This window comes from Vibrio fortis (assembly GCF_000695685.1).
GTDB lineage: Bacteria > Pseudomonadota > Gammaproteobacteria > Enterobacterales > Vibrionaceae > Vibrio > Vibrio fortis_A.
The window spans coordinates 212,310-224,246 of record NZ_JFFR01000023.1; the positions used below are offsets into that span (position 1 = coordinate 212,310).

The window sequence follows — 11,937 nt, forward strand, 5'->3', positions numbered from 1 at the left end:
ACAGTAATTGGGTTGTTGTAATCGAAAGGGGTGTTTATGAAGAGACAATTTACAGTTGGTGCTATGGTATTGGCAACGCTTGTGGGGTGTTCTCAGTCAGCGGTGGTTGAGCAAGATCTCTCCAGCGGTGAATACATCACTTATCAATGTGAATCTGAGCGGACTTTTGATATCGCGTATGGTGATCAGAAAGCGTTATTGCGTCTCCCTGATAATCAGTATCGACTTAAACAAGTGGTTTCGGCTTCCGGTACTAAATACATTCTTGATGACGGTACAGCAGAGCTTATGAATGGTATTACCCTGTTTACCAAAGGCGAGCACGCCAGACTTGAACTAGGGCGAGTTATTTACCGTAACTGCCGTATTCAATAATTTACTACTCCATGACGACAAGCGGCTTTAAAAGCAGTCACTTGTCGTTTTTTATCTAAACAACTATGTAAGACTCCATGCAAAAAAAACTCACTATACTCGATATCGCAAAGCTTTCAGGTGTTGGCAAATCAACGGTTTCTCGTGTTCTCACTAATGATCCCAAAGTAAAGCCAGAAACGCGTGAAAGAGTAGAGAGAGTGATTCAGGAGTCGGGCTATACTCCCTCTAAATCTGCACAATCAATGCGAGGCGGCAGCCAGAAAGTGGTTGGTGTGATCATCTCTCGTCTAGATTCCCCTTCAGAGAACAAAGCCGTGAGTACTATGCTCGAAGAACTGTATCGTGCTGGCTATGATGTGGTGATCATGGAGAGTCTGTTCGATCGCGAGAAAGCCAATGAGCATCTTCAGGTTCTTAAGCAGCGTAACGTCGATGGCATTATTGTGTTTGGCTTTACCGATTGTGACATCGAGGCCATCGAATCGTGGGAACATCGCGCGGTTGTTATTGCATTAGATACCGAGAATGTCACCTCGATTAACTACGATAACCAGCAGGTGATTGGCACTGCTCTCGCGCACTTGAAAGAGCAGGGTTTATCAGACATTGGCTTTATCGGTGTTGACCCTAGTGATAAATCGACCGGTGAACTGCGTCTGAATGCTTACCTAAACTGGTGTGGTGAAAACAACATTGAGCCGAATTACCAGACTGGCGCTCTACACCATGAGAGTGCTTACCAACTGGTTGATCAAGTGCTTACCTCTACGACTCAAGCGATCGCTTGTGCCAGTGATACATTGGCTCTTGGCGTGATCAAGCGTCTGCAAGAGTTGCAACGTGAAGATGTGGTGGTCACAGGGGTCGGTGGCAACGATCTGCTTTCATTTTTATTCCCACGTGTATTTAGTATTGATCCGGGTTATCAATCGGCGGGTACTTTAGCTGCTAAATTATTGATATCTCAATTACTTGGCCAAACACCTATCTCTCATCACACCCAAAAACCCATCGTTTAGCCCCTTATTTCTGGGGTGAACTAGGTCTATTTACTAAACTGAAGAGTGTGATCTTATTCAATTAATGGGACTGTTCCCATTTTAATTTTATAATCATGCAGGCATTATACTTACCAATCCATGGGAATGTTCCCATGAATAACAAATTCATCTGAATTTGAGTGTAGAACGAAGAGAACCAGGGTGGGGTAGTATGAGTAAGATAGCGAAGCAAGACATTACGCGTCTTATTGAGTTAGTGGGTGGTAGTGACAATATCGCAAGCGTTAGCCACTGTTTAACTCGCTTACGTTTTGTGTTGAACGACACAGACAAAGCAGACAAGGTTGAGTTGGAAAAACTGAGCTTAGTAAAAGGGTGTTTTACCAACGCAGGTCAATTCCAAGTTGTGGTTGGTACTGAGGTCGATGAGGTCTACAAGCTACTGATTGAGCAGACCGGCAAACAAGAATCGTCGAAAGATGAGGCGAAGTTGGCAGCTCGTCAAAACATGAATGTGCTAGAGCGCGGTATTTCACACCTTGCCGAAATCTTTGTACCGCTGCTACCTGCCATTATCACTGGTGGTCTTATCCTTGGCTTTCGTAATGTCATCGGCGACATTCGTATGTTCGATGGTAAGACTCTGGTTGAGCTTAGCCAGTTTTGGGCTACGGTTCACTCCTTCCTATGGCTGATTGGTGAAGCGATCTTCTTCTTCCTGCCTGTCGGTGTGTGTTGGTCGACAGTGAAGAAACTTGGCGGTACACCGATCTTAGGTATCACGCTTGGTGTCACCTTGGTTTCGCCACAGTTAATGAATGCCTACATGATAGGTAAAGCCGCGCCTGAGGTATGGGACTTCGGCCTGTTTGTCATTGAAAAAGTTGGTTATCAAGCGCAAGTGATTCCTGCCATGCTAGCAGGTGTGGCGTTGGCCTTCATTGAGACTAACCTCAAACGCATTGTTCCGGCTTACCTGTACCTAGTGGTTGTGCCATTCGTATCTATCATTCTTTCTGTAATTCTGGCTCACGCGTTCATCGGCCCATTTGGTCGTGTACTAGGTGACGGCGTTGCTTTTGCTGCGAAAGCAGCCATGACGGGTGACTTTGCGATTCTAGGTTCAACAATCTTCGGTTTCCTATACGCACCACTTGTTATTACGGGTATTCACCACACAACCAACGCAGTAGATCTACAACTGATGCAAGAGCTTGGCGGTACACCAATCTGGCCATTGATTGCTCTTTCAAATGTGGCTCAAGCATCTGCAGTTGTCGGCATCATTATTTTGAGCAAGCGCGAAGGCGAGCGTGACATTTCAGTCCCAGCAGCAATCTCAGCTTACTTGGGTGTTACAGAGCCTGCGATGTACGGCATCAACTTGAAATACAAGTTCCCAATGCTGAGTGCAATGCTAGGTAGTGCTGCAGCGGCTGCAATTTGTGGTGGCGCTGGAGTGATGGCGAATGGTATCGGTGTAGGCGGCTTGCCGGGCATCCTTTCGATTCAGCCTCAATACTGGACGGTTTATCTGTTGGCACTGGCAGTTGCGATTGCAGTACCAATCATCCTGACACTGTTTTTCTACAAGCGAGCGCAGGCTAAGGGTGAGTTAACAGCAGTAAGTGCTTAATTTTATTGGGAGCAACAGTTGTTTGAGTCACTGTTGCTCCATTTTTCTTTTTGTAAGTGAGTAGAGATGACCAATCAGAATAGTGATGCGATGTGGTGGAAGACCGCAACCATCTATCAAATTTATCCGAAGAGTTTTTGCGATAGCGGCGCCAAAGGAACTGGCGACATTCAAGGGGTGATATCAAAGTTAGATTACCTAAAAACGCTGGGTGTAGACGCCATTTGGTTAACGCCAGTATACCAATCACCGATGGTCGATAATGGTTACGATATTTCTGATTACTACGCGATAAACCCAGAGTTCGGCACTATGGCGGACTTTGACCAATTGTTGGCAGAGGCTCACCAACGCGGTATTCGCATTATCATGGATATTGTTGTTAACCACACGTCCACTCACCATGCTTGGTTCCAATCGGCTTTGGGTGATAAAGAGAGCCCATATCGTGATTACTACATTTGGAAAGATCCGGTTGATGGCAAGGCACCAACTAACTGGCAGTCGAAGTTTGGTGGTAATGCTTGGGAGCTAGATGAAGCTACGGGTCAATACTACTTGCACCTATTTGCGAAAGAGCAAGCCGACCTAAACTGGGAAAACCCTAAGGTTCGTGGTGAAGTCAAAGAGATCATCAGTTACTGGGCGGAAAAAGGTGTGGATGGTTTCCGTTTAGATGTCATCAACCTGATTTCTAAGCAGCAAGATTTCCCTAACGATGATATTGGTGACGGTCGCCGTTTCTACACGGATGGCCCACGAGTTCACGAATACTTGCAAGAGATCAGTGATGCAGTGTTCCAAAAGTACGGCAGCGTAACGGTTGGTGAGATGTCATCGACAACCCTTGAACACTGTCAGCAATACTCAAGCCTAGATAACAAAGAGTTATCAATGGTGTTCAATTTCCACCACTTGAAGGTGGATTATCCGAATGGTGAAAAGTGGACTAAAGCGCCGTTTGATTTCTTACAGCTGAAGTCGATCTTTAACCATTGGCAGAGTGGACTCAACGGCAAAGGTTGGGGCGCGCTTTTCTGGTGTAACCACGACCAACCTCGTGTGGTAAGCCGTTTGGGTGACGATCAAAATTACCGCGTTGAATCTGCGAAGATGTTGGCGGCGTCAGTACATATGATGCAAGGTACGCCATACATCTATCAAGGTGAAGAGATTGGCATGACTAACCCTGGCTACCAGGATATTGCTCAGTACCGTGATGTCGAAAGCACCAATATCTACCAGCTGATGGTGAACGAGCAAGGCGTTTCACACCAAGATATGATGGCAATTCTGGCGCAGAAATCTCGTGATAACTCTCGTACCCCAATGCAGTGGGATACTTCGGATTATGCTGGTTTCTCAAAGGCTCTGCCTTGGCTTGAAGTCGCAAGCAATTACCGTGAAGTGAATGCCAAACAGGCAGTTGAAGATTCCGACTCAGTGTTCTATTTCTACAAAAAATTGATTGAGTTACGCAAAGAAGTGTCAGTGATCACCGATGGTGATTATCAAGACTTGCTGCCAGAGCACTCAAGCATTTTTGCGTATGCTCGCCAGACTGAAACCCAAACTCTGTTATGTATCAACAACTATTACGGTGAAGAGACGGAGTGTGTGCTTCCTGAGCGCTTTGCGATGAATCGCGCTAAGACTCTACTGTCTAACTATACGGATACTCAAAACTCAGCGGCATCTCATCACCAAGTACTGCGTCCCTATGAGACTCGCATTCTGTTGATCGATAACGAAGCGTAATATTGAGCCATAGGCTTGCCCTAAATAGGCCCCCACCTAGATAGGGTAGGGGCTCGATGTCCAAGAAAGGCTTTGCGGTGCTCCTCAAAGCCTTTCTTTTTTATATGTTTAACCGTTTGTTTATGAGGCTTGGTTAATTTCCGTCAAGGTCGCTTTCTCTTCAGTAATCACAGTACCTTCTGCGTTGAGAAGTTCGATTTGCGTTAGAAGGCCAATGCTTGGGTTAAACCAACGCTCAGTTGTGCTAGAAAAGTGCATTGAGTCATCCACGCTGTTGCAATTTAGGTAGTATTCGTTGGTTTCGGTAAGGTTGGCGGCTTCAATGGATTTTCCAGAAACGGTGAAGCTCTTTCTTACACCCGTTTCATTGATTTGTTGTTGCCACACCACACTGCAAGAATCATTAGCAGGCAGGTTCTTTACCCATTGGTGATCGTCAAAGTCAGTGAGCATATTAATCACAGCCTCACCGTCTAGAGTTGCTTGGATGGATACCGTCTCTTCACTGATATCGATGATCGGGTTGCTCTCTTTTACATCTGCACCAGTAAGTCGGAACAGAGGACTGCTGCGCATAATGGTTGTGATGTACTGGCTATCGATAAAGTAGGTATCAGTGATTTCATGAAGGGCGCTGTCGGTGCCTGCAAAGTAGAACGTATAGTCCGCTGTCATTATATCTTCATTGGCGATAGTTTCTGACATATAGAATTGATTAACGCCATAGTTACGAAGGTCGTGAACAACTTTCAGTAATGCTTCGCTATCTGGGGTCTCTTGTAAGTGTTCGATGAGTTCGTCTGCACTTAGTGGAGCGTAGAGCATCGACATGTTGCCTTCTGGTTGACCATCAACCTCAAACTCATAGTTGAAAGTTGTACTTTGCTTTGGCGCGAACTGCGCATTCTTGATTGGAAAGTCAGTTTGGTTGTCTGGACCTTTTTGGTTTCCGGTTGATGAACCTGAAGAAGAACCACCGCCGCCACAGCCGTACAGAGCAACCAATGAAGCGGTAAGTAGAGTCAGAGTTTTATTCATGTTGTGTATTCCTAAAGTGAACTGGCAAGGCTTGCCGAAACTGCTCGGAATACTAGGTTTTTGGTTGTTTAGAGGGCAAAAAACGAAGTCACATGAGATCTTAATTTATATTTAAGATTATGATTTTAAAGTTTTTATATTTTTTAATTGGCGAACTCTTCACCTACTGAGGCGCAGTAGTTAATCATTAGGTTTTCCCACTGTCTAATGATCAAAGGCTCCTTGATGCTCAGCTTGAGGCTGCTCCAAGGTTGCAGGCAGGTCTCTTTTGACTCCGGTTGAGAGAGTCTAGAAAACAGTTCTTCGGAAGGGATAACTCGCAACAGAGCGACTAAAGACTCCATGTAGTTCAAACGAAAGTTATCGAGGTTGCCTTGTTGAAAACTGATGTGAGAGATCATCATATAGATAAGTGCATTCTCAATGCTCGAGTGACCAGATGGATTGGTGAGTAGCTCTTTGGCGGTTGGTAGATCGCGCAGCTTAAAATGGATGACGCCAAGCCACAGTTTGAGCTCATCTGGAAGTAACTTAAAGTGGGTTTGCACTCGGTTGGTAAAACGGATTAAACGCTGATGGTCAGTTTCGAACAGCGCGAGGTGGCGAGCCATCAAGGTTGAATTCATGCAGTTAAGCTCAATTGATTCTAAATCAATAAACTGCTTAGTCAGTAACGCACTAAGCTGACTGTTATCGATAGACCAATGTGGCATTTCTGGCTGAGGTAACGCGAAGTAGTCTGCGAGATCTCGATTTATCTCCATCAGGCTGTCACTAAGGCTATCAACATCGAGGGTATAGACGCCACGAAAGGCCAGTTTGCCCGAACTTGGGTAGATTAGGCTGACCTGAGCGCCAAGGCGAGAGTCGACATCTTGATCTTTTAATTGGATGTTCAACAGGTAATCGCTGGTACGCATGTTTTTTGCGCCCGGGAAGAACGGGGAATTGTCTATTGGATCGACGAAGTAACTTGGTGCATCTTGATTTGCGAGATCTGTGTAGGAGTATTCGATCTGCTGTTGTAACAATAGGGCTTTAATAGACGCTCGATATTGCCTAGCGTTATCACCGACGGCATCGATGCGGCTAAGCAATAGTTCGACTTTAGGAATTAGACGTTGCTGTCGGGTAAGCTCAGAGCTCTGGTTTGGGGATTGCCACAACAGATAGCCAAGCGTGATGGTGCTTGCGAGTAACACGAGCGTCACCAACCATAACCAAGGTGGCTTTGAAGCCGTTTCGTTATGCTCTGGCTTTGGTTCCACATTGTTTTCGATTTCAGCGTTATCTAGGCGTACAGAGCTAGGATTGAGAAAGTAGCCCTTGCGCGGGTAGGTCACTAATATTTTAGTAGCGTCGCTGTCTGGGAGGTGCTTCTGCAGTATTGAACGCAGTGTGCTGATTCGATTAGTCAGAACGTTTTTAGAGATAAAGCTGCTTTGCCAAATCTCTTGGATGATCAGTTCTGCTGAGAGTGGCTCTCCAACATGACGTAACAGCAGCTCCAGTAGCTCAACTGAGCGTGGCTCTAGGTTGATGACTTCTTGAGGTGTGCTTAACTCACGGGTACTAGGGTTGTACACCAGATCGGCAATGGCGATAGAGGTATTGTTAGCCTGAGCAGCAGCGAGGAAGTCTTGCATAGGAAACCGTGTTTCATAAAAGCAGACGATTTTAGCTGCTTTGTTTATAAAAAGCAGCTAAGTATCCCGGATAAAAGCACTAACTTTATTCTGGCTCAAAATCGAGAAAGTGAGCGCTAACCAACAAGCTTATGAGCTGTAACTAACCGAGTATCGTGTAGGTTTGTGGTTCATCGCGAGCACGACGTTCAGTACCGCAGTGCCAAGTACCGACACAGCGATGATCCAAGGTGATACAAAGAAAAACGACGCAAATAGGATACAAGCATCAATAGCCATTTGAGTCTTACCTACTGAGATGCCATAACGGTCTTGGATGTATAGGCACAGTACATTGAAGCCACCCAAGCTTGAGCGATGGCGGAATAGAATCAGCATACCGAGCCCCATTAGCAGGCCGCCAGCAATCGCACAGTAAATTTCATTGTGGGCATCAAGAGAGATGACTAAGTACAGATGATCCGCAAAAACAGACACTAAAGCACCGGAAAAAGCACTACTAATGGCAAAATTACGTCCAAAACGTTTCCACGCCAATATATAGAATGGACAGTTTGCGATAAAGTAAAGCGCACCGAAGGTGACAGGTAGAAATTGACTCAATAGAAGAGCCAAGCCTGTGGTACCGCCAGTAAGCAGTTGAGCAGACTGTAAAAAGAAGACGCCTTGTGCAACTAAGAAAGTGCCTGTAAGAATGGCAACCCAATCTTCTTTACGTGAGTGTTTTTCCATCGTTTTAATAATTACCTAGCCAATAAAGGCGAGCATAGTAGAGAAAAACATGCATTTTCGGTAGCTTGAGACACAAAATTAAGGTAAACCTATGTAATATTCGTTTTACAGGGTGTAAAGCGAAAACTTGACAGTAAGTCGCGTGCTGATGCGATGTGTCGCATAAGTATGATGAAGCTTATATGTCATTATGAAAAAACTGCATGATAAAATTGCAATTAGCTCTTTATGACCTAGATCAAATTATGTATGATGCGTCCCATTAGAACGGTGACGAAAACGTTTGCTTTCGGTCGTTATGTGGTTTTTTTGAAACTTTCAGTACAATCTGAGTCAGGAGATACAGATGCTTAAGCGTGACATGAACATCGCTGATTACGATGCGGATCTATTCGCAGCTATCCAAGAAGAAACTCTTCGCCAGGAAGAACACATCGAACTAATCGCTTCAGAAAACTACACAAGCCCACGTGTAATGGAAGCTCAAGGTTCTCAGCTAACAAACAAATACGCTGAAGGCTACCCAGGCAAGCGTTACTACGGTGGTTGTGAGTACGTAGATAAAGTTGAAACTCTAGCAATCGAACGCGCATGTGAGCTTTTCGGTGCTGAGTACGCGAACGTACAGCCTCACTCAGGTTCTCAAGCGAACAACGCTGTATACATGGCGCTACTGAACGCAGGCGATACAGTTCTAGGTATGAGCCTAGCGCACGGTGGTCACCTAACTCACGGTTCTCCAGTAAACTTCTCTGGTAAGCTTTACAACATCATCCCTTACGGCATCGACGAAGCCGGTCAAATCGATTACGAAGAGATGGAAAAGCTAGCTATCGAGAACAAGCCTAAGATGATCATCGGTGGTTTCTCTGCTTACTCTCAAATCTGTGACTGGAAACGCATGCGTGAAATCGCGGACAAAGTAGGTGCTTACCTATTCGTAGATATGGCTCACGTAGCTGGCCTAATCGCGGCAGGTGTTTACCCGAACCCAGTACCACACGCACACGTTGTTACAACAACAACGCACAAAACGCTAGCAGGCCCACGTGGCGGTCTAATCCTTTCTAACGAAGGCGAAGATCTTTACAAGAAGCTGAACTCAGCAGTATTCCCTGGCGGCCAAGGTGGTCCTCTAATGCACGTTATCGCTGGTAAAGCAGTAGCGTTCAAAGAAGCTCTAGAGCCAGAGTTCAAAGAGTACCAAGCACGCGTAGTTGCTAACGCAAAAGCAATGGTTGCAGAGTTTATCGCTCGCGGTTACAACATCGTTTCAGGTTCTACAGAGAACCACCTGTTCCTAGTTGACCTAATCGACAAAGACATCACAGGCAAAGAAGCAGATGCAGCACTAGGTGCAGCAAACATCACAGTAAACAAGAACTCAGTACCAAACGATCCACGTAGCCCGTTTGTAACGTCAGGTATCCGTATCGGTTCTCCTTCTATCACTCGTCGCGGTTTCACAGAAGCAGACGCGAAAGAGCTAGCAGGTTGGATCTGTGACATCCTAGATAACATGGGTGATGAGTCTGTTATCGAAGCAACAAAAGCAAAAGTACTAAATATCTGTAAGCGTCTACCGGTTTACGCTTAATTTTTCTTCGTAGAGTGAACGAATTTCTGTGTCGCACATACTCATTTGCTAGCGCAAACTCCGTGTGAGCTCCTTGAACTTCGCTCATCTACTTTGAAAAAATGATGATTTTGAAGGCTCCTTTATAGGGGCCTTTTTAGTTTTTGAGGTACTGCGTTGTCGAGCATGCTCACTTACATTCGTAAGCTTCGCGTGCTCTCCTAGAATTTCAAACAACTACTTTGAAAAACGATGATATTAGAGGCTCCTTCTATAGGAGCCTTTTTTTGTATTTGAGGGTAGTTCGGTGTGCTCGTTCTACTTTTTGATGCTGAGTAGGGTGCCTGATTTACATTTGAATGAGTAATAATGGCGGCTCTCACTGAATTGACCTAGGCCTTCGCCATCACAGTAGTCGATGTTGATATCGCGCATGATTTCTAGAGTATCTTCATTGCTTAGGGCGAATTTGGAGCCATCTGAGCAGACAATACGAACTCTTTCGTCATGACTCACTGAATAGAGATCGACTTCTGTATTGCAGAGTTCAAAAGAGGCTTCACGAAAGTTGTCTTGTTGAGTATTGGAAGCGCAGCCTGCAGTGATGAGCGTTGCTGCGAACACAGTAAAAAGTCCGAGTTTTTTCATTGTTAATCCTTCACCTTTATTCTTTTTAGCGACGATTTTTGCTTCCTGCTTCGGGTAGCTTTTACAACGACAGGCTTCGACTCAAGGAGCGTAAGTAGATGTAAAGATATAAAAGTATAGGTACAAATCGATAATTTATAATAAGTTTTTTGCTTTTAACTCGCGTCAATAAAAAAGACCAACACGAGGTTGGCCTTTATCAATCTAGACGATACGAGGATTTATCGAAATTGTTTCGCTTCTGGTAGGAATTCAAAGCCTGCGGTCGCGAGCTTTGCTTCGAGTGCAGCTTTATCAATATCGAAGAAGTTAGCGAGTTTATCGAGGTCGCCAGAGAAGTCGTCACGTAGCTTCATGTTTACTATGCTCATTAGCATCACAGGATCCATGGTTTCAAAATTCGCTAAGTTCATGCCTAGTCCTCGAAATCAGAGATTAGCAAGTTTGCTGCAGCAAAAGCGGCACGTTCGCGCGCTTCGCGTGGCAAAGACTCGTCTGCGGCTAAATCGTTGAGTGTTTTCACTGCACATGTAATAGCTTGAGGGATGTAGCCTTGATCGCCACTACCGATTTGAGAATAAAGCTCACGAACTAAATCACAACAATCGTATACTTTCATTTCTATACCTAACTAAATGATAACTTCTCTCAATATACACACAGAGAAAAGCAAAAACAAAGCGCATTCAACGAATATTCAGTTTAGTTTGTTCTTGCTCAAGATCTCATTTTACGAGGTTAAATGGTGACCTGTTGTTCTAGCTGTAGTTTCACTTCATCGGCTAGGTTTAACTGGCGAGCGAGCTCTTTGAGGTACGCTTTCTCCATGAAGTTCTGCTCATCCACCACAATCAACGAAGCGAGATAGATTTCACTAGCCTGTTGTGGGCTGGTGGCGAGCTGTGCAATGTCACTTGGGTCTAAAGGTTTATGCAGTTCTTCAGAGACCAGCTTGGTCAGTTGATAGTCTGCGCCCATATTTTCAACCGCTTGTTCTATCTTCGCCATCTCTTCTTCATCAACGTGGCCATCCGCTTTTGAGGCGGCAATCATTGATCGCAGGATCAGCAGGTTATGATTAGAATCTTGTTCATCAAAGGTGGCTTGTGGAGATGAGTCCGGTGTGCCTTGTTTGGCTTGGTAATCGTTATAGACTTTATAAGCTAAAGCGCCGAGTGCTGCAGCGCCTCCAATACCAACCGCCTTTTTGCCGATTTTCTTGGTTTTCTTAGACCCCATTAACGCGCCTAGTAGACCACCACCAATGGCTCCTGCACCGAGCGCACCGAGTTTACCTTTGTCTTGAGTCAGCCCGCTTAAGCTGGAGGAGCCTTGAGACAGCTTTTGGCTGCCTTGTTTTACCAGATCCGATTGCAATGCTTGGTTAAGTAAACTTTTAATATCCATGGAACCTCCAGAAATAAACACATTGGAATTGTCTTTAGATTCACTATACGTTCCCGAAGATGAACAGAGGATTAACTTACAATGATTTACATTCAGCCTAGGAGAAAGGGAGAAGAC

At 45.1% G+C, this 11,937-nt stretch carries 12 protein-coding genes; 5 read left to right on the plus strand and 7 right to left on the minus strand.

The genetic code is table 11. The features are described 5' to 3' along the window. Positions 1–36: 36 nt before the first annotated feature. From VFDL14_RS09715 to treC, 4 genes are all read left to right on the plus strand, one after another. A complete protein-coding gene (locus VFDL14_RS09715) occupies positions 37–375 on the plus strand; it encodes an MliC family protein (protein ID WP_050487429.1) in 339 nt (112 codons plus the stop codon). A gap of 77 nt (positions 376–452) precedes the next feature. Further along, positions 453–1,397: a trehalose operon repressor TreR gene (treR, locus tag VFDL14_RS09710; protein WP_032551670.1), complete on the plus strand. Its 945-nt coding sequence runs from the start codon at positions 453–455 to the stop codon at positions 1,395–1,397. A gap of 193 nt (positions 1,398–1,590) precedes the next feature. Then, positions 1,591–3,015: a PTS trehalose transporter subunit IIBC gene (gene treB / locus VFDL14_RS09705; protein WP_032551671.1), complete on the plus strand. Its 1,425-nt coding sequence runs from the start codon at positions 1,591–1,593 to the stop codon at positions 3,013–3,015. A 66-nt stretch (positions 3,016–3,081) separates the two neighbouring features. After that, complete coding sequence (gene treC, locus VFDL14_RS09700; protein WP_032551672.1) at positions 3,082–4,773, plus strand: alpha,alpha-phosphotrehalase; 1,692 nt, start codon at positions 3,082–3,084, stop codon at positions 4,771–4,773. A gap of 120 nt (positions 4,774–4,893) precedes the next feature. Here the strand turns inward: treC and VFDL14_RS09695 are convergent, their stop codons facing one another. The 3 genes from VFDL14_RS09695 to VFDL14_RS09685 all read right to left on the minus strand — a co-directional run bounded on the left by VFDL14_RS09695 (position 4,894) and on the right by VFDL14_RS09685 (position 8,189). After that, positions 4,894–5,811 (minus strand): hypothetical protein, encoded by a 918-nt coding sequence (locus tag VFDL14_RS09695; protein WP_032551673.1) that lies wholly within the window; start codon positions 5,809–5,811, stop codon positions 4,894–4,896. A gap of 143 nt (positions 5,812–5,954) precedes the next feature. Next, complete coding sequence (locus VFDL14_RS09690; protein ID WP_032551675.1) at positions 5,955–7,457, minus strand: winged helix-turn-helix domain-containing protein; 1,503 nt, start codon at positions 7,455–7,457, stop codon at positions 5,955–5,957. Between the two features lie 129 nt (positions 7,458–7,586). After that, the gene (locus VFDL14_RS09685; RefSeq protein WP_032551676.1) at positions 7,587–8,189 is read right to left on the minus strand and encodes a YitT family protein; all 603 of its coding nucleotides are present in this window, start codon (positions 8,187–8,189) and stop codon (positions 7,587–7,589) included. 346 nt (positions 8,190–8,535) lie between these two features. Between VFDL14_RS09685 and glyA the strand changes: the two genes are divergently transcribed. Next, entirely contained in the window at positions 8,536–9,786 is a 1,251-nt protein-coding gene (glyA, locus tag VFDL14_RS09680; RefSeq protein ID WP_032551677.1) for a serine hydroxymethyltransferase, read from the plus strand. Between the two features lie 297 nt (positions 9,787–10,083). Here glyA and VFDL14_RS09675 read toward each other — a convergent pair whose 3' ends face one another. The 4 genes from VFDL14_RS09675 to VFDL14_RS09660 all read right to left on the minus strand — a co-directional run bounded on the left by VFDL14_RS09675 (position 10,084) and on the right by VFDL14_RS09660 (position 11,820). Continuing rightward, positions 10,084–10,413 carry a hypothetical protein gene (locus tag VFDL14_RS09675; RefSeq protein WP_032551679.1) on the minus strand — a complete coding sequence of 110 codons (330 nt, stop codon included), beginning with the start codon at positions 10,411–10,413 and terminating at the stop codon, positions 10,084–10,086. A 221-nt stretch (positions 10,414–10,634) separates the two neighbouring features. Further along, positions 10,635–10,826 (minus strand): DUF4250 domain-containing protein, encoded by a 192-nt coding sequence (locus VFDL14_RS09670; RefSeq protein WP_032551680.1) that lies wholly within the window; start codon positions 10,824–10,826, stop codon positions 10,635–10,637. A 2-nt stretch (positions 10,827–10,828) separates the two neighbouring features. After that, positions 10,829–11,032 (minus strand): YaeP family protein, encoded by a 204-nt coding sequence (locus VFDL14_RS09665; protein ID WP_032551682.1) that lies wholly within the window; start codon positions 11,030–11,032, stop codon positions 10,829–10,831. Positions 11,033–11,151: 119 nt separating this feature from the next. Beyond that, complete coding sequence (locus VFDL14_RS09660) at positions 11,152–11,820, minus strand: tellurite resistance TerB family protein (protein ID WP_032551684.1); 669 nt, start codon at positions 11,818–11,820, stop codon at positions 11,152–11,154. Positions 11,821–11,937: the final 117 nt, after the last annotated feature.

Bases quoted from the DNA above. Each gene is read 5' to 3' on its own strand.
- VFDL14_RS09685 (WP_032551676.1), bottom strand. From the start codon at position 8,189: ATGGAAAAACACTCACGTAAAGAAGATTGGGTTGCCATTCTTACAGGC.
- glyA (WP_032551677.1), top strand. From the start codon at position 8,536: ATGCTTAAGCGTGACATGAACATCGCTGATTACGATGCGGATCTATTC.
- VFDL14_RS09660 (WP_032551684.1), bottom strand. From the start codon at position 11,820: ATGGATATTAAAAGTTTACTTAACCAAGCATTGCAATCGGATCTGGTA.
- VFDL14_RS09695 (WP_032551673.1), bottom strand. From the start codon at position 5,811: ATGAATAAAACTCTGACTCTACTTACCGCTTCATTGGTTGCTCTGTAC.
- treB (WP_032551671.1), top strand. From the start codon at position 1,591: ATGAGTAAGATAGCGAAGCAAGACATTACGCGTCTTATTGAGTTAGTG.
- VFDL14_RS09715 (WP_050487429.1), top strand. From the start codon at position 37: ATGAAGAGACAATTTACAGTTGGTGCTATGGTATTGGCAACGCTTGTG.
- treC (WP_032551672.1), top strand. From the start codon at position 3,082: ATGACCAATCAGAATAGTGATGCGATGTGGTGGAAGACCGCAACCATC.
- treR (WP_032551670.1), top strand. From the start codon at position 453: ATGCAAAAAAAACTCACTATACTCGATATCGCAAAGCTTTCAGGTGTT.
- VFDL14_RS09670 (WP_032551680.1), bottom strand. From the start codon at position 10,826: ATGAACTTAGCGAATTTTGAAACCATGGATCCTGTGATGCTAATGAGC.
- VFDL14_RS09665 (WP_032551682.1), bottom strand. From the start codon at position 11,032: ATGAAAGTATACGATTGTTGTGATTTAGTTCGTGAGCTTTATTCTCAA.
- VFDL14_RS09675 (WP_032551679.1), bottom strand. From the start codon at position 10,413: ATGAAAAAACTCGGACTTTTTACTGTGTTCGCAGCAACGCTCATCACT.
- VFDL14_RS09690 (WP_032551675.1), bottom strand. From the start codon at position 7,457: ATGCAAGACTTCCTCGCTGCTGCTCAGGCTAACAATACCTCTATCGCC.